The sequence below is a fragment of the Actinophytocola sp. genome (assembly GCF_050699915.1).
GTDB lineage: Bacteria > Actinomycetota > Actinomycetes > Mycobacteriales > Pseudonocardiaceae > Actinophytocola.
On sequence record NZ_JBOHGA010000073.1, the window covers coordinates 1 to 16,452 of the forward strand.

The 16,452-nt window shown below is 72.4% G+C and carries 15 protein-coding genes; 13 read left to right on the top strand and 2 right to left on the bottom strand.

The window, feature by feature from the left end:
- The first annotated feature begins 329 nt into the window (after window positions 1-329).
- The 6 genes from ACRDSK_RS15345 to ACRDSK_RS15370 are packed head-to-tail and all read left to right on the top strand — an operon-like array spanning window position 330 to window position 7,060.
- A complete protein-coding gene (locus ACRDSK_RS15345) occupies window positions 330-1,673 on the top strand; it encodes a hypothetical protein (RefSeq protein WP_431441524.1) in 1,344 nt (447 codons plus the stop codon).
- An 18-nt stretch (window positions 1,674-1,691) separates the two neighbouring features.
- The gene (locus ACRDSK_RS15350; protein ID WP_431441526.1) at window positions 1,692-2,189 is read left to right on the top strand and encodes a hypothetical protein; all 498 of its coding nucleotides are present in this window, start codon (window positions 1,692-1,694) and stop codon (window positions 2,187-2,189) included.
- Entirely contained in the window at window positions 2,189-2,440 is a 252-nt protein-coding gene (locus ACRDSK_RS15355; RefSeq protein WP_431441527.1) for an acyl carrier protein, read from the top strand. Before ACRDSK_RS15350 ends, ACRDSK_RS15355 begins: the two co-directional genes overlap by 1 nt.
- Window positions 2,440-3,621: a beta-ketoacyl-[acyl-carrier-protein] synthase family protein gene (locus ACRDSK_RS15360; RefSeq protein WP_431441529.1), complete on the top strand. Its 1,182-nt coding sequence runs from the start codon at window positions 2,440-2,442 to the stop codon at window positions 3,619-3,621. Before ACRDSK_RS15355 ends, ACRDSK_RS15360 begins: the two co-directional genes overlap by 1 nt.
- Window positions 3,622-3,623: 2 nt before the next feature.
- Window positions 3,624-4,703, top strand: a complete 1,080-nt coding sequence (locus tag ACRDSK_RS15365; protein WP_431441531.1) for a beta-ketoacyl synthase N-terminal-like domain-containing protein — start codon at window positions 3,624-3,626, stop codon at window positions 4,701-4,703.
- Window positions 4,700-7,060, top strand: a complete 2,361-nt coding sequence (locus tag ACRDSK_RS15370) for a hypothetical protein (RefSeq protein WP_431441533.1) — start codon at window positions 4,700-4,702, stop codon at window positions 7,058-7,060. The genes ACRDSK_RS15365 and ACRDSK_RS15370 overlap by 4 nt, the downstream gene beginning before the upstream one ends.
- Window positions 7,061-7,063: 3 nt before the next feature.
- Here the strand turns inward: ACRDSK_RS15370 and ACRDSK_RS15375 are convergent, their stop codons facing one another.
- Entirely contained in the window at window positions 7,064-7,873 is an 810-nt protein-coding gene (locus ACRDSK_RS15375) for a dienelactone hydrolase family protein (RefSeq protein ID WP_431441535.1), read from the bottom strand.
- 75 nt (window positions 7,874-7,948) lie between these two features.
- Between ACRDSK_RS15375 and glmS the strand changes: the two genes are divergently transcribed.
- From glmS to tsaE, 5 genes are read left to right on the top strand one after another with little or no spacing between them, the layout of a single operon-like run.
- Window positions 7,949-9,808, top strand: coding sequence for a glutamine--fructose-6-phosphate transaminase (isomerizing) (gene glmS / locus ACRDSK_RS15380; RefSeq protein WP_431441537.1), 1,860 nt, complete (start codon window positions 7,949-7,951; stop codon window positions 9,806-9,808).
- Between the two features lie 5 nt (window positions 9,809-9,813).
- A complete protein-coding gene (locus ACRDSK_RS15385) occupies window positions 9,814-11,283 on the top strand; it encodes an NAD(P)H-hydrate dehydratase (protein ID WP_431441538.1) in 1,470 nt (489 codons plus the stop codon).
- A gap of 26 nt (window positions 11,284-11,309) precedes the next feature.
- On the top strand, window positions 11,310-12,443 hold the full coding sequence (gene alr / locus ACRDSK_RS15390) for an alanine racemase (protein ID WP_431441540.1): 1,134 nt from the start codon (window positions 11,310-11,312) through the stop codon (window positions 12,441-12,443).
- The gene (locus ACRDSK_RS15395) at window positions 12,440-13,534 is read left to right on the top strand and encodes an alpha/beta fold hydrolase (RefSeq protein WP_431441542.1); all 1,095 of its coding nucleotides are present in this window, start codon (window positions 12,440-12,442) and stop codon (window positions 13,532-13,534) included. Before alr ends, ACRDSK_RS15395 begins: the two co-directional genes overlap by 4 nt.
- The gene (gene tsaE, locus ACRDSK_RS15400) at window positions 13,531-13,998 is read left to right on the top strand and encodes a tRNA (adenosine(37)-N6)-threonylcarbamoyltransferase complex ATPase subunit type 1 TsaE (RefSeq protein ID WP_431441544.1); all 468 of its coding nucleotides are present in this window, start codon (window positions 13,531-13,533) and stop codon (window positions 13,996-13,998) included. Before ACRDSK_RS15395 ends, tsaE begins: the two co-directional genes overlap by 4 nt.
- Window positions 13,999-14,214: 216 nt before the next feature.
- Here the strand turns inward: tsaE and ACRDSK_RS15405 are convergent, their stop codons facing one another.
- Window positions 14,215-14,868 (bottom strand): HAD family hydrolase, encoded by a 654-nt coding sequence (locus ACRDSK_RS15405; protein ID WP_431441545.1) that lies wholly within the window; start codon window positions 14,866-14,868, stop codon window positions 14,215-14,217.
- 193 nt (window positions 14,869-15,061) lie between these two features.
- Between ACRDSK_RS15405 and ACRDSK_RS15410 the strand changes: the two genes are divergently transcribed.
- Together ACRDSK_RS15410 and tsaB are read left to right on the top strand one after the other, a co-directional pair.
- Complete coding sequence (locus ACRDSK_RS15410) at window positions 15,062-15,763, top strand: HAD family hydrolase (protein WP_431441547.1); 702 nt, start codon at window positions 15,062-15,064, stop codon at window positions 15,761-15,763.
- Between the two features lie 22 nt (window positions 15,764-15,785).
- Entirely contained in the window at window positions 15,786-16,439 is a 654-nt protein-coding gene (tsaB, locus tag ACRDSK_RS15415) for a tRNA (adenosine(37)-N6)-threonylcarbamoyltransferase complex dimerization subunit type 1 TsaB (protein WP_431441549.1), read from the top strand.
- Window positions 16,440-16,452: the final 13 nt, after the last annotated feature.

The window sequence follows — 16,452 nt, forward strand, 5'->3', positions numbered from 1 at the left end:
AGGAGTCTTTTAATCCGGATTTGCATGATCGGGTGTATGCGACGTTCAAGTCGTTGTGTGAGGAGACCGTGACCGCGGTCGATTCGTATTATGAGACGTTGAACGAGTTCTTGGGTGAGTATGAGAACGAGTTCCAGGCTGCGGGTGCGGCTCCGCCGCCGGGGACTGGCACTCCGCCTCCTGGCTCGACCACCCCGCCTCCTGGTTCGACGACACCCCCGCCTTCCAGCAGCACTCCGCCGCCGTCGTCCAGCACGCCACCGCCGTCGTCGAGTACGCCTCCGTCCAGTACTCCGCCGGCCTCTACTCCGTCGCCCGCCGCGCCCTCGATGCCGGGGACACCCGGCGGACCGTCGGCGGACACCCCGGGTTCGCCGTCCGGGCCCGGATCGCCCGGCTCGCCGGCGACGCCCGACGTGCCGACTCCCGGCCAGACGCTCCCGGCCGGTCAGGACCCGGGTGGTCAGACCCCGGGCGGACCAGGCGGCCAGACACCGGGCGGGCCGGGCAGCCAGACACCGGGCGGCCAGGACCCGGGCCAGGGAACCGGCGACGTGCCGCCCGGCACCACGCCCACCACGCCGGGCGAGGAGGAGACCGTCACCATCGACGACGGTGAGCGCTCCATCTCGGTCACCAGCCCGGACGGGCAGGGCCAGGTCAAGGTCACCGTCGACGACGGCAGCGGCGAGCCCCAGACCTACACGCTCGACTTCGGCGAAGGCGGCGGCTCCGGCGGCGGCGAAGGCACCGGCGCCGGTGCTCCGGGCGGCTCGCCCACCGGCGGCACGGCGGACGGTGAGCCCGGGTTCGGCCCGGACGGCAGCCAGGCGCCGGGCGCGGACCAGCCGATCCAGGCCGACGAGGACGGCAAGTGCGTCATCCAGGACGGCGACCTCACCATCACCGCCGAGCGGCCCGAGGGCTCGACCGACACGGTCAAGGTCACCGTCGACGACGGCACCGGCGAGCCGACCACCTACAACCTGGACTACTCCGGCGAAGAGGGCGCGCAGAGCGGCCAGCCGGGTCAGACGGGCGGCGGGCCAGGCGGGCCGTCCGAGGCTCAGGCCATGTACAGCCAGCTCGACGACCGCCTCGACGGGGTCATCGAGGACCTGGACACCCAGCAGCAGAGCGAGGGCCCGGTGCCGGCCGGCGGCGGCCCAGTACCTGTCGACGGGGGCCCGGTGCCGGCCGACCAGGGCCAGGGACCGGGTGAGGGGCCGGGCGGCCAGTACGCCGAGCCGGCCTACGCGGCCACCAGCGCACAGGCCAGCCTCTCCGACGGCGGCTCGTTCGCCGGCGGCGGGTCGGACGGCAGCGCCGCCGACCACGTGGGCTCGTTCTTCGGCAGCCAGCCGGACAGCGGCCCGGCGGACCACGTCGGCTCGTTCTTCGGCGAGTCGGACTCGGGTCAGTACGTCGCGACCCCGGCCACCGGTCCCGGCGAGGCCGACCTGGCCTCCGCGGCCGAGGGTGACAACGGCTCGGGCGCCGCCGGTCAACAGCACTCCGGCGGCGGCATGGCCGGGATGCCGATGATGGGTGGCGGCGCCGGTGGCGGGGGCGGCGACCAGGACCGCGGCGCCGCTCAGTGGCGCACCACCGGCGACCTATTCGACATGGACATCGACACCCAGCTGCGCAGTACCTTCGGCGAGGGGCGCTAGCCCGATGGAGATGACGCGATGAGTGCTTCGGAGAAGGCGGCCAAGGCCCGGGCCCGGATGGAGCAGGTCCGCCGCGAGATGACCGAGCGGCGCGCGATGCGGGTCCGCAACGGCCGCGCCATCCAGGACAAGGCGCGGGAGAGCCTGCTCCGGCAGGGCCCGGTCGCGGCCCAGGTCGCCAAGCACATGGGTGAGCTCGGCCGCCGTCACCGGGCCGCCGGTGGTTGGGCGACCGAGAAGACCGAGCGGGACAAGGACTACATCCTGGGCATCGGCGCTGACGAGGACGAGCAGAAGCCGGCCTTCGCCTACCGCTCCGCTCCCCGCCCGCAGGGTGGCCAGGCGCCCGGCGGCATCGGCGCGATCGAGGACGAGGAGGTCGAGGTCGAGCAGCCGCCGCCCACGCCGCCCGCGCCCGAGGCTCCGGCCGCCCGGCACGTCCGCCGTCCGGCACCTGCCTCGTTCGACGACGAGGACGACTACTCCAACCAGTCCTCGTGGATGCGGAACCAGTGATGCACGCCGTCGTCGCCGAGCGTGCCGTGGAGATCAAGGCCGTCGTCTGCCGCGTGCTGGAGGCCGACGAGGACCGGCTCGGCTCGGCCGACCATTTCGTCGAGGACCTCGGCGCGGACTCCATGAAGCTGATCGAGCTGCTGGCCAACCTCGAGATCGAGTTCGACGTCGAGATCGACCCGGCCGAGTTCGAGAACCTGGTCAGCCTCGACGGCGTCTACGGCGTGCTGAGCGCGGCACTGGATCACTGATGACACGGGTCGCGGTCACCGGACTCGGGGTGGTGTCGAGCATCGGCACCGGCGCCGCCGAGTTCGCCCGCGGCCTGCGGGAGGGGCGCAGCGGCGCCCGCCCGATCGGCGCGTTCGACACCGAGGGCTTCGCGCACGACGTGGGCTGCGAGGTCGTCGGCTTCGACCCGACAGGCTGGCTCGACCGGCCGGAGCGGCTGCCGCGGGCCGGACAGTTCGCCGTGGCCGCCGCGACGATGGCGACCCGCGACGCCGGCCTCGACCTCGCCGGCGCCCGCGCCCTCGTGTCGATCGGTACCACCGACGGCGGCTCGGACCGCGGCGAGCTGATCGCCGAGGCCGTCGTGCGCGGCACCGAGGTGACCGCCGCCGAGGCCGGCAGGGTGCCCGCCGCGCTGCTGTCCGTCGGGGTCGCCCGCGAGCTCGGTCTGTCCACTGTGGAGGCTTCGACGATCGCGACGGCCTGCGCGGCGGGCAACTACGCGATCGGCGACGGGTACGACGCGGTGGCGACCGGCGATGTGGACGTGGCGCTGTGCGGCGGCGCGGATGCCATGTGCCGCATGACGTTCACCGGCTTCTACCGCCTCGGCGCGGTCGACCCGCGCGCCTGCCGGCCGTTCGACGTGGACCGGCAGGGCATCCTCACCGGCGAGGGCGCGGGCGTGCTCGTCCTCGAGCCGCTCGAGGCGGCCACGCGGCGGGGCGCGCGGATCTACGCCGAGGTGCTCGGCTACGGGCTCAACTGCGACGCCGGCCACCCGGTCGCGCCGGACCGCGACTCGGTCGGCCGGTGCATGCGGCTCGCGCTGGACGACGCCGGCGTCGCGCCCGGGGACGTCGACCTCATCTCCGCGCACGGCACCGGCACGAAGGCCAACGACGCCACCGAGTGCGGCGCCATCCGGGACGTGTTCGGGACGCGGCCGCCGCGCACCGTGTCGGTGAAGTCCATGCTGGGCCACACGATGGGCGCCGCGAGCGCGCTGTCGGCGGTCGCCTGCTCGCTCGCCATCGCCGAGGAGTTCATCCCGCCCACGATCAACCACACCGAGACCGACCCGGAGTGCGGCATCGACTGCGTGCCCAACGAGTCCGTGCCGGCGCGGCTGAACGTCGTGCAGAACAACGCGCTCGCCTTCGGGGGCAACAACTCCGTCGTGCTGTTCGGACGGAACTGAACATGGCGACGGTGATCTCCGCATGGTCGGCGACCTCGCCGTTCGGCTACGGCGCCGGCCCGTTCGCCGACGGCGTCCGGGCCGGCCGGTCCGCACCGGCGGCGGCACGCTCCGACGACTGGTTCCCCGAGCTGGACACCGCGCACGTCGTACCCGATTTCGACATCGTGGACCAGTTGGGGCGCAAGGGAACCGGCTCGATGGACCGGACGACCGCGCTCGCGGTGAGCACGCTCGGCCGGCTGCGCAAGGACGAGGCCGGCACGGTCGAGCCAGACGAGCGCACCGGCGTGGTGCTCGGCACGACCAGCGGCAGCACGCAGACCCAGTTCGCGTTCACCGGCGACTCGCTGACCCGCCGCAAGCCGTACTTCGTGAACCCGGCGATGATGCCGTTCGCGCTGATGAACTCGGCGGCCGCGCAGTGCGCCAGCTGGCACGGGCTGACCGGTCCGAACACGACGATCGCCGCGGGCCGGTGCTCCGGCATCGCCACGTTGCGCTACGCGGACCGCCTGCTGCGCACCGGGCGGGCGAGCGGCGTGTTCGCGGGCGCCGCCGAGGAGCACGGCGGGGCCCGAACGCTGCTGGAACGCCGTGTCGGCGGCACCGCGCCGCTCGGCGAGGGCTGCGTGGTGCTGTTCCTGGAGCCGGCCGAGGGGAACCGATCGGCGCTCGCGGAGGTCGTAGCGTTGGACACCCGGCTGGCCGTGGATGGGGAGCCACGGGACGCGCTGGCCGCGTGTCTGCGCCGGGTCCTGGCCGGCGTGGCGCCGCGTGAGGTGTGGGGGGTGGCGCTGTCCGGCCGGGATTCGGCCACGGCCGCCATCGAGCGCGAGGCCGTGGACGAGACGTTGGGACGGGAGGTCGAGCGGGTGGTCGTGCCGACGGAGCTGATCGGCGACACCGGCGCGGCGACCGGCTCCTTCCAGCTCGCCGCGCTGCTGGCGCTCGGCGAGGGTGAACGTGGCCGGCTGGCCGTGGCGACCGCCGTGGACCGGGACGGCATGGTCGGTTGTGTGGTGGTTCGCCTGCTCGGCGGATCGGGGAAAGCGACGCAGGTTAGGGGTAGTAGCCGATGAGCAGGTCGTGGGACGAGGTCCAGACGCTTCTGGATGATCCGTTTGTGGATGCGGATACGAAGGAGCACCTGATCGCGGCGTATATCAAGGAGAATGTGGAGGGGTATCCCTTCATTGAAGAGGATGATCTGCCTGCTGATGTGCGGGAGTATTACGATCAGTATCCGACGCGTGATGGTGATTTTGATCAGGGTTCGTTGGATGAGGTTGCTGGTCGTGCTGAGGCTGAGTCGCGTCGTGAGGGTTATCGGGCTGGTCAGACGCAGGATGCGGTTGATGAGAATACGACCGAGTTGGATGGGTTGTCTGCGCCGCAGTCTGGTGAGGGGCGTTCTTCTGGTGCGGTGGAGTCTTCGGATGAGGTTTTGGAGTTGGGTCGTCCGGGGTTGAAGGTTTTTTCGGAGTTTATTCCGGTTAATGATGTGGTGCCGCAGGGTTCGTTGGGGCAGTTCGATCGGATCTCGATGGATGAGGTCAATCGGATGTATGACGAGCAGCTGGGTGTGTCGTTCAAGAAGTTTTTGGATGATGCTGATCGGTTGCGGGTGGCGCAGGAGCGGTTGTCGGAGTTGAACACCTCGACGGAGACGGAGTTGAACACTCTGTATCGGTCGTGGACGGGTGATGCGGCGAATGCGTCGTATCAGTTTTATTCGGAGAAGATCGGGCCGAATGCGGCGGAGTTGTTGGGTTTTCTGTCGGAGGGTCCGGGGATGATCGACACGTTGGTGTCGGATGTGTTTGATGCGGTGAAGGCGAAGGCTGATGAGGTGTTGGCGTTGTATTCGCCGACGTTGGGGAGTGCGACGCCGCAGATCGCGATGAAGGTTGTGGAGTTGGCGAATGACGCCAGTGATCGGGATAAGATCCTGGAGGTGGCGTCGTGGGTGGATTCGGTGTGTGGGTCGGATATTGAGAATACGATTCGTGATGATGATTGTGGGTTGAACGACGAGAACAAGCGTTATGTGCAGGATGAGTGTATTAAGTGGATTCAGGAGTCTTTTAATCCGGATTTGCATGATCGGGTGTATGCGACGTTCAAGTCGTTGTGTGAGGAGACCGTGACCGCGGTCGATTCGTATTATGAGACGTTGAACGAGTTCTTGGGTGAGTATGAGAATGAGTTCCAGGCTGCGGGTGCGGCTCCGCCGCCGGGGACCGGCACGCCACCCCCGGGTGCGACCCCGCCCCCGGGTTCGACCACCCCGCCACCCTCGTCCGCCACCCCACCGCCCGGCTCGGGCTCGCCGTCGGGCACGACCCCGTCCGGCTCGCCGCCCGTGAGCACCCCGCCGTCGAGCACTCCGGGCGGTCCCGGCAGCAGCCCGGGCATGGTCCCGACGCCGGCCCCGCCCACGCCGCCGGAGATCCCGACGCCGGGGTCGAGCACCGGACCGAACGGCACGACCACGCCGTCGTTCGCCAACCCCGGCGGGGTGCCCGGGTCGAGCACCCCGGGCGGTCCCGGCGACCCGAGCGTCCCGGGTGCCACCCCCGGCTCGCCCGGCGTGCCGGGAGTACCGCTGCCCGGCTCGAGCATCCCGGGCGCCACTCCGGGTGCCGGCAATGGCGCCGCGCCCAAGGAAGTGACGATCAAGGACGGGAACCGGACGATCACGATCGGCCAGCCCGACGCGCAGGGGCGCAGCAAGGTCACCGTCGACGACGGCCAGGGCGAGCCTTCGGAGTACGTCGTCGACTTCACCGACGACCCCGGTGAGCAGCCGGAGGAGGGCGTTATTCGGGCGGAGAACGGCAAGGCCGTGATCCAGGACGGGGACGCTGCGATCACGCTGGAGCAGGTGCCCGGACCGACCGACCGGCTGAAGATGACCGTGGACGACGGCACGCCGGAGACCTACGACGTGGACTTCGGGCCGGACTCGCAGGTGCCGGGCGTGCCCGACATCCCCGGCTCGGCGCGCCCGTCGCTGCCGGACGTGCCGACGCCGGCGAGCATGGGCGGCGACTTCGACGGCGGCGGTGGTGGAGCCGGTGCCGGTGGCGGCGGCTCCTACGGCGGCGGTGCGACCCCCGGCACGTCCGCCGGCACTCCGCAGCCGGGCGCCATGGTGGGTGCGGGCAGCCCGGACTCGACGGGCGCGGACCGCGCCGCGGCGGCGTCCGCCGCAGGTGCGGGCGGCGGTCCCGGCGGTTCGGGCTCCGGTCAGCAGGGTGCGGTGGGCGGCATGCCGATGGGCGGCATGGGCGCGGGCAACCAGGGCGGCGACCAGACTCGCCAGAGCAAGTGGCGCACGACGGGGCAGCTCTTCGACGAGCAGGACCCGGCGGCCAACTTCAGCGGCGTGGTGGGCCGGGACCCGGTGGAGAGCAAGCCGACGCCCAAGCGCTGAGGGTCAGCGGACGAGCTCGTCCTCTTCGCGCTCGATCACGGCGCCCTTCAGGTCCTCGGCCAGCAGGGGGCGGTACTTCGCCGTCTCCGTCAGGTGGGTGAGGAAGAACGCGGTCAGCAGGATCTTCGCCAGCCGCTGCGTGCCGTGTTCCGACTTGCCCGGCAACACCAGGTTCGACCAGTGCCGGCCCTCGGTGAAGCCCAGGTGGTTCGCCTTCGGCAGCAGCCGCAGCTGTGCCTCGCCGCCCCAGTTCGACGCGATCAGGCCGGCGTGGCCCACGGTCGGCGCGACGAGGTCCCGGCCCGCCGCCAGGTGCAGCCCCGGCATCCGGCACCGGCTCGCCGCGTCCGTGGAGAACGGCTTCGTCTGCGTGGCCGCCATGGTCGCCACCGCCGCCACCCGCGAGTCCGCCGCGGCCGCCAGTACCGCGCAGCCACCGCCCACGGAGTGCCCCGCGAGGCCGAGCGCGCCCGGGTCGACGCTGATCTCACCGTCGCCGAGCCGCACGCCGACGCACACGTCCAGCGCCGTGGTCAGGTCCGCGGCGAACAGCCGGTGCGACGCGAGCGGCCCGCGCTGGGTCGCCGGCGCGGCCACCACGAACCCCCAGGAGGCCAGGTGCCGCAGCAGGCCGGCGTACCGCTCCGGCGGCTGCAGCCACCCGTGCCCGAACGCGATCGCCGGCAGCCCGCGTCCGGCGGTCGGGGTGAACACGACCCCCGGCAGGCCCACGAGCGCGAGGTCTCCGCGCAGCACCCGGTGGGGTCCCCGGTGGGACAGCTCCTCGGCGAGGTGCTTCGCCTTGTTCGCCATGGTCGTTGACCCTATCGAGGTCGAGGGCCGACGGCCCTACCGACGTCCAACGGGGTGCTGGTTACCCTCTGACGGGTGTGCGGAATCGTGGGATATGTAGGGCATCGCCCGGCGCTCGACGTTGTGCTCGACGGGTTGCGACGGCTGGAGTACCGCGGGTACGACTCCGCCGGCGTGGCCGTACTGGCCGAGCAGGGCCTGGCCGTGGAACGCAAGGCCGGCCGCCTGGCCAACCTGGAGGACCGGTTGGCGCAGGTCGGCCGCGACTCGTTCGCCGGCACCGCGGGCATGGGCCACACCCGGTGGGCCACGCACGGCCCGCCGGTCGACAAGAACTCGCACCCCCACCGGGACGCCACCGAGCGGGTCGCCGTGGTGCACAACGGCATCATCGAGAACTTCGCCTCGCTGCGCGCCGAGCTGGAGGCCGGCGGTGTGGAGTTCGCGAGCGACACCGACACCGAGACGGTCGCGCACCTCGTCTCGCAGGCGTACGACAGCGGGGAGACCGCCGGTGACCTGCAGGCCAGCGTGCGTGCCGTGTGCCGTCGGCTGGACGGCGCGTTCACCCTGGTCATCACGCACGTCGACCAGCCGGACCTGATCGTCGCGGCACGCCGGTCCTCGCCGCTGGTGGTGGGCATCGGCAGCGGTGAGACGTTCGTCGCATCCGACGTCGCGGCCTTCATCGAGCACACCCGCGACGCCGTCGAGCTCGGCCAGGACCAGGTCGTCACGATCACCCGCGACGGCTACCACGTCACCGACTTCCACGGGGAGGACGCGCCGACCCGCCCGTTCCACGTGGACTGGGACCTCTCAGCCGCCGAGAAGGGCGGCTACGAGTACTTCATGCTCAAGGAGATCGAGGAGCAGCCGGCCGCGCTCGCCGACACCCTGCGCGGGCACTTCACGAACGGCCGGATCGTCCTCGACGAGCAGCGGCTGTCCGACCAGGACCTGCGCGACGTGGACAAGGTGTTCGTCGTGGCCTGCGGCTCGGCCTACCACTCCGGCCTGGTCGCCAAGTACGCCATCGAGCACTGGTGTCGGCTGCCGGTCGAGGTCGAGCTGGCCTCGGAGTTCCGCTACCGCGACCCGGTGCTCGACCGGGACACCCTGGTCGTGGCGGTGTCGCAGTCCGGCGAGACCGCCGACACGCTCGAGGCCGTGCGGCACGCGCGTGAGCAGAAGGCCCGCGTGCTCGCGGTCTGCAACACCAACGGCGCACAGATCCCGCGCGAGTCGGACGCGGTGCTCTACACCCACGCCGGCCCGGAGATCGGGGTCGCGTCGACCAAGGCGTTCCTCGCCCAGATCGCCGCCAACTACCTCGTCGGCCTGGCGCTCGCGCAGGCCCGCGGCACCAAGTACCCCGACGAGGTCGCGCGCGAGTTCAGCGAGCTGGCCGCCATGCCGGACGCGGTGGCCCGGGTGCTCGGCACCGTGGACAAGGTCCGCTCGCTCGGCCGGTCGCTGGCCGAGGCGAAGGCCGTGCTGTTCCTCGGCCGGCACGTCGGCTACCCGGTGGCGCTCGAGGGTGCGCTCAAGCTCAAGGAGCTCGCGTACATGCACGCCGAGGGCTTCGCTGCCGGCGAGCTCAAGCACGGGCCGATCGCGCTGATCGAGGACGACCTGCCGGTCGTCGTCGTGATGCCGTCGCCGAAGGGGCGGGCGGTGCTGCACGCGAAGCTGCTGTCGAACATCTCGGAGATCCAGGCCAGAGGCGCCCGCACGATCGTCATCGCCGAGGAGGGCGACGAGACGGTGCGGCCGTTCGCGAACGAGCTCGTCGAGGTGCCGGCCGTGCCGACGCTGCTGCAGCCGCTGGTGTCGACCGTGCCGCTGCAGGTGCTGGCCGCCGAGATCGCCCGCGCCCGCGGGTACGACGTGGACAAGCCGCGAAACCTGGCCAAGTCGGTGACGGTGGAGTAGCCGCCGTGCTGGGCGTGTGGTCGACCGAGCAGGTCAAGGCCGCCGAGGACGAGTTGCTCGCGCGGACCCCTTCCGGGGCCTTGATGCGCCGGGCCGCGTTCGGCGTCGCCGTGCGGGCCGTGGCCATGCTGCGGTCGCAGACCGGCGGGGTCGCCGGCCGGCGGGTCGCGTTGCTGGTGGGCGCCGGCAACAACGGCGGCGACGCCCTGTGGGCCGGCTACTTCCTGCGCCGCCGCGGGGTCGGCGTGACGGCCCTGCTGCTCGCACCCGACAAGGCACACCCGGCCGGCCTCGACGCGCTGCGCCGGGCCGGCGGCCGGGTGCTGACCGCCGACTCGCTCACTCCGCCCGTGGCCGCCGCGCTCGGCGCCGCCGACCTGGTGGTCGACGGGATCGTCGGGCTGTCCGCGCGCGGTCCGCTGCGACCGGCCGCGGCGTCGTTGGTCGAGGCGGTCGACGCGCCGGTCCTCGCGGTCGACCTGCCGAGTGGCGTCGACCCGAACACCGGCGCCACCCACGGTCCGGCCGTGCACGCCGACGCGACCGTGACCTTCGGCGCGCGCAAGCCGGTGCACGTGCTGGCGGAGGGTGCGGTCCGGTCCGGCGTGGTGCACCTGGTGGACATCGGTCTCGGTCCGTGGCTCGACGAGCCCGCGTTCTCCGTGCTGGAGCCGCGCGAGGTGGGCGAGCTGTGGCGGGTGCCCGGGCCGGACGACGACAAGTACAGCCAGGGCGTGACCGGCGTGGCGGCCGGCTCCGCGACCTACCCGGGGGCGGCGGTGCTCGCGACCGGGGCGGCGGTGCTCGCGACGTCCGGGATGGTCCGCTACGCCGGCTGGGCGGCCGACGACGTCCGGGCGCGGTGGCCGGAGGCCGTGGCGACCGGCTCGGTCGAGGACGCGGGCCGGGTGCAGGCGTGGATCGTCGGGCCGGGGCTGGGCACCGGCCAGACCGGTCGCGACGTGCTGGCCGAGGTGCTCGCCGACGGCGTGCCGACCTGCGTGGACGCGGACGGGATCACGCTGCTCGCCGGCGACCCGACGCTGTGGGACAGCCGCGAGCCGGACGCGCCCGTGGTGCTGACCCCGCACGACCGCGAGTTCGCCCGGATCGCCGAGCCGCTGGGCATCGAGCTCGGCGACGACCGGCCCGCGGCCGCGCGGGCGCTGGCCCGCCGGCTGGACTGCGTGGTGCTGCTGAAGGGTCACACCACGGTGATCGCCGACCAGGACGGACGGGCGCTGGTGAACCCGGCGGCGTCGGCGTGGCTCGCGACGGCCGGGTCCGGCGACGTGCTGTCCGGCCTGATCGGGGCGGCGCTGGCGACCGAGCTGGATCCGCTGCTCGCCGCGGGCTGCGCGGCGTGGGTGCACGAGCGCGCGGGCATGCTCGCCGCGGCGGGCGCCCCGGCCCCGGCGTCGGCGATCCTGGCCGCCGTCCCGGACGCGGTCCGTGCCGCGAGGGCGGCCCGCTGACCCGCTGTGCGAGCATGGAAACCGTCATGGCTGCTTCTTCACCTCCTCGGGCCGAGGCGATCGTCGACCTCGACGCCCTGCGCCACAACGTCACGCTGCTCGCCGATCGGGCGGCCGCGTCCGGCGCCGCGACCATGGCCGTGGTCAAGGCCGACGGCTACGGCCACGGTGCGCTGCCCGTAGCCCGGGCCGCGCTGGAGGCCGGCGCCACCTGGCTCGGCTCCTGCTCCCTCGCCGAGGCGCTCGCTCTGCGCGGCGCCGGCATCAGCGGGCCCATCCTGAGCTGGCTCGAGGTCGCCGGCGAGGACTTCGCCCCGGCCGTCGCGGCGAACGTCGACCTCACCGCGTCCAGCGTCCGCGAGCTCGGCCACATCCTCGGCGCCGGCCAGCGCGCCGGCCGTACCCCGCGCGTGCACCTCAAGATCGACACCGGGCTGTCCCGCAACGGCTGCCCCGCCGCCGAGTGGCCGGACCTCGTCGAGGTGGCGGCCAAGGCCCAGGCGGACGGGCATGCCGAGATCGTCGCCGTGTGGTCCCACCTGGCCTGCGCGGACGAGCCCGGCCACCCGTCGGTCGACCTGCAGGCCGGGCGGTTCCAGCAGGCGTACGAGGTGAGCACCGCGGCCGGGCTGAAGCCCTTGCGCCACCTCGCGAACTCGGCCGCGACACTGAACCGGCCGGACCTGCATTTCGACCTCGTCCGCGTCGGCATCGCCATGTACGGGCTGAACCCGTTGCCGCACCCGGAGGATCTCGTCCCGGCGATGACGTTCCGGTCGTCGGTGGCGCTGACCAAGCGGATCGAGGCCGGCGAGTCCGTCTCGTATGGACAGACGTGGACCGCCGGGCGCGACACCAACCTCGCCCTCGTACCGGTCGGCTACGCGGACGGCGTCCCGCGACTGCTGTCCGGGCGGCTTTCCGTGTGGCTCGCCGGCCGGCGCCGCCCGGTCGTCGGCCGGGTGTGCATGGACCAGCTCGTCGTCGATTGCGAGGACGACCTCGTGCCAGTAGGCGAGGAGGTCGTCCTGTTCGGCACCGGCGAGCGCGGCGAGCCGACCGCCACCGAGTGGGCGGACACGCTCGGCACCATCGACTACGAGATCGTCACGGGCATGTACCGGCCGCGCGTCACCCGCACCTACCGAGGCCAGCGGTGACGGTGTCCCGGAAGGTCGGCACCATCATCGGTGGCGCGATCGGCGTCGCGGCCGCCGGCACCGCGATCGCCGTCGGCGTCGCGGCACGCCGACGTGCCCATGACCCGGACGACCCGTACGTGGACGAGCCGCTCGGCAAGCTGCGCCCGGACCGCACGTACTCGGTGATCACCGACGACGGCATCGAGCTGTCCGTCGAGGAGGTCGACCCCGTCGTCGGCGGCAAGCCCGAGGTCACCGTCGTGTTCGTGCACGGCTTCGCCCTGTCCCGGCGCAGCTGGCACTTCCAGCGACGCGCGCTCGCGCAGCTCACCGAGCCGCGGGTGCGACAGGTCTACTACGACCACCGCAGCCACGGCGAGTCCGGTCGCGCCAGCGAGGCGTCCAGCACGATCGACCAGCTCGGCCTCGACCTCGGCGAGGTCATCGACAAGGCCGGCATCGAGGGCCCGACCGTCCTCGTCGGACACTCGATGGGCGGCATGACGATCATGGCCCTCGCCGAGCAGCGGCCGGAGCTGTTCGCCGAGCAGGTGTGCGGGGTCGCCCTGATCGGCACCTCGGCGGGCGAGGTCGGCAAGAGCGGCTTGCCGCGCCCGCTGCTGTCCCGGTACAACCCGCTCACCCGAAGCATCGGCGCCCTCGCGGACTGGCAGCCCGGCCTCGTGGAGCTGGTCCGCGCCGCCGGCGGTCAGCTGACCCGCCGCGCGTTGCGGTCGCTCGCCTTCGGCTCGCGCGACATCAGTCCGTCCCTCGTGGACTTCCTGCTGGAGCTGCTGGACGACACTCCCGTGCGCGTGCTCGCGGACTTCATCGACACGCTCGGCACGCACAACCGCTACGCCGCGCTCGCCGGCCTCAAGCACGCGCACGTGCTGGTGCTCAGCGGCGACGCCGACCGCATGACCGCGTTCAGCCACTCCGAGCGGATCGCGGTCGAGCTGCCGGACGCCGAGCTGGTCCGCGTGCGCGGCGGCGGGCACATGGTCATGTTCGAGCAGCCGGAGCTCGTCAACGACTACCTGGTGCTGCTGCTCCAGCAGTGCGCCTACGGCCGGGACTCGGGCCGGCGCCGGTGGTGGCGCCGGTGACGACCGTGGAGCTGGTCGAGGAGTCCGACACGCTGCGGTTCGGCCGCCGCCTCGGGTCCGTGCTGGAGGCGGGTGACCTCGTGCTCCTCGCCGGCCCGCTCGGCGCCGGGAAGACCGTGCTGGCGCGTGGCATCGCCGAGGGGCTCGGGGTGAGCGGCCGGGTCAGCTCGCCGACGTTCATCATCGCCCGCGAGCACCGGCCCGCCCCTTCCGGGCGCGGCATCCCGCTCGTGCACGTCGACGCGTACCGCCTCGGTGGCGACCTGGCCCAACTCGACGATCTCGACCTGGACACCTCGCTGGTGGAGGCCGCGGTCGTGATCGAGTGGGGCGAGGGCGCCGGCGAGCGCCTGTCCGCCGATCACCTGCTGATCCGCCTGGAGCGCCGCGAGGACGACGCCCGTCTCGCGACCGTCGTTCCCCACGGGAGCTGGTCGGACCGCCCGCTTGGACCGGACCGGTAGATCATCGAAGCTGGACGGCTGCGATGGTCGTGTCGACTTGGCGGGAGGCTGGGTCAGCGCCACCGGGTCCGCGTACGCCGCTCCGCTCAGCCGGCCGCCGCCAGCAGGCTGCCGATCCGCGCGATCGCGTTGGTCCGATGTGGTCGGCACCCGAGGCTCGCGTCGTGGTCGGGCGGGAGGTCGGCTGGCGGCCGGGTGCAAGGTGGATCTTGGTGCTCAGTCCGGGGCGGGCATGCCTACTCTGAACCTGTCCAATGTGGACAGCAGGGTGTCCGGTCGCTGTCGGCTCGGCAGGTGGTCCACGATCGCCGTCGCGATGCCGACCGCCTCCGCGCCGCCGTCGGTCTCCGCGCTGTCACCGATCATCAGCGCGTCGGCCGGCGCGACCCCGATCCGCTGGCAGGTCACCAGGAAGATCTTCGCGTCCGGTTTCATCACTCCTTCCACATAGGACAAGACGTACTCGTCGACCAGGTCGGCCATGCCATGGCGGCGGAACACCGCTCGGATGTCCCAGGGGATGTTGCTGACCACGCCGACCGGGACTCCCGCCGCGCGACACCGCCGCAGCGCCGCGGCGGTGTCCGGATAGGGCCGCCACGAGTCGGGCGCGAGCATCCGGTCGTAGGTCGCCTCGGCCTCGGCGGGTGTCAACCCGAGGCGGGCCGCGGCGAGCGAGGCCAGGTAGACACGGCGGTGCAGGTCGGGATCGAGGTCGCGGCGCGCCCAGTCGCGCGCCAACTCGTCCGGCAGATGGTCGCCGACGAGCGTGGGCGCGGTCAGCACGCCGATCAGCTCCTCGCTCCACCCCGGATCGGGCTCGAGCCGGAAGAGCGTGCCGGAGAAGTCGAACAGGACGCCACGGATCATGCGGCCACGCTACGTCTTTCGACGCGGGCAGGTACCGGGGACTGATGTCTGTCGCAGTGGTCATGACACCAACGTAGAGACGGACACGGACGGCGGGAGCGATGTCGGCCGTGGCTGTGGACAACTTCGCGAGTTGTGGACAACTCGGAAACGGCATTGAGAATTGTCAGAGGCACCAGGCATCGTGGGGTCCATGCAAGCGGTGATCTTCGACTGGGGTGGCACGCTCACCCCCTGGCGTCCCGTCGACTTTCGAGCTGCCTGGCGCTGCTACGCGGACGTGCTGCATCCCGGTGACGGGGAGCAGGCGCTCCAGGTCGCGGCGGCCATCCTCGCCGCCGAGCAGGCGGCGTGGCGGCTCGCACGCGACGAGCACCGGGCCTTCACCATCGCCCAGGTGCTCGCCACCGCGCGGGCGCCCGAGCACGACGGTGGCTTCGCGGCCTACCGCACCTTCTGGGACCAGGCGACCCACACCGACCCCGAGGTCGCCCCGCTCGTGAACTCCTTACGCGACAAGGGTTTACGCGTCGGCATCCTCTCCTCGACCCCGTGGCCCGCCGCGTGGCACGAGGAGGTGCTCGCGCGCGACGGCGTGCTCGACTTGTTCCACGCGCGCGTGTGGAGCAGTGACCTCGAGTACACCAAGCCCCACGAGGCCGCCTTCCGCGCGGCCATGGCGGCCGTGGGCGTCGACGATCCGGCCGAGTGCGTCTACGTCGGCGACCGGCCCTACGACGACATCAGCGGTGCCAAGGCGGTGGGCATGCGCGCGGTGTTCGTGCCGCACAGCGAGATCCCGGCCGAACAGCAGGTGCCCGTGGACGTCCAGCCCGACGCCGTCATCCAGCGGCTCGCCGAGCTCGAGGAGGTGGTCGACCGCTGGCTCGCCTGACCAGGCCGTAGGCTTGACGGTCGTGCTGGTTCTCGCAGTCGACACCGCGACGCCCGCGGTCACCGCCGGCGTCGTCCTGGTGGACACCGATGTCGACCCGACGCGCCTGGAGATGCTCGCCGAGTGCGTCACCGTCGACGCGAAGGCGCACGGTGAGCTGCTGACGCCGCACGTCCTCGCCGCGCTCGACGCCGCCGGGCGGCGCCTGGCCGACGTCGACGCGATCGTCTGCGGCGCCGGGCCGGGGCCGTTCACGGGGTTGCGCGCCGGGATGGCCACCGCGGCCGCGCTGGGCCACGCCCTGGACGTGCCGGTGCACCCGGTGTGCACGCTCGACGCGATCGCGTCCGCGGTCGCCGGGCACGGGCCGCTCCTGGTCACCACCGACGCGCGCCGCAAGGAGCTCTACTGGGCCACCTACGACGAGGACGGCACACGCACCGCGGGCCCGGCGGTCGACAAGCCGGCTGACATCCCACAACTGGACAGGCGCGCGGGCGCGACGATCTACGCCGACGTCCTGTCGATGCCGCACACCGGCCACGAGTACCCGACGCCGGCCGGCCTGGTGCGGGCCGCGGACCTCACCCGGCCACCGCGGCCGTTCACCCCGCTGTACCTGCGCCGGCCCGACGCCACCGAGCCGGGCGCGCGGAAACGGGTGACCACGCCATGACCGACGCGGCCAT

Coding starts and splice junctions, on each gene's coding strand:
- ACRDSK_RS15355 (WP_431441527.1), top strand. CDS start 2,189: ATGCACGCCGTCGTCGCCGAGCGTGCCGTGGAGATCAAGGCCGTCGTC.
- ACRDSK_RS15350 (WP_431441526.1), top strand. CDS start 1,692: ATGAGTGCTTCGGAGAAGGCGGCCAAGGCCCGGGCCCGGATGGAGCAG.
- ACRDSK_RS15405 (WP_431441545.1), bottom strand. CDS start 14,868: ATGATCCGTGGCGTCCTGTTCGACTTCTCCGGCACGCTCTTCCGGCTC.
- ACRDSK_RS15365 (WP_431441531.1), top strand. CDS start 3,624: ATGGCGACGGTGATCTCCGCATGGTCGGCGACCTCGCCGTTCGGCTAC.
- ACRDSK_RS15375 (WP_431441535.1), bottom strand. CDS start 7,873: ATGGCGAACAAGGCGAAGCACCTCGCCGAGGAGCTGTCCCACCGGGGA.
- ACRDSK_RS15345 (WP_431441524.1), top strand. CDS start 330: ATGCCGGGGACACCCGGCGGACCGTCGGCGGACACCCCGGGTTCGCCG.
- alr (WP_431441540.1), top strand. CDS start 11,310: ATGGCTGCTTCTTCACCTCCTCGGGCCGAGGCGATCGTCGACCTCGAC.
- ACRDSK_RS15360 (WP_431441529.1), top strand. CDS start 2,440: ATGACACGGGTCGCGGTCACCGGACTCGGGGTGGTGTCGAGCATCGGC.
- ACRDSK_RS15410 (WP_431441547.1), top strand. CDS start 15,062: ATGCAAGCGGTGATCTTCGACTGGGGTGGCACGCTCACCCCCTGGCGT.
- ACRDSK_RS15370 (WP_431441533.1), top strand. CDS start 4,700: ATGAGCAGGTCGTGGGACGAGGTCCAGACGCTTCTGGATGATCCGTTT.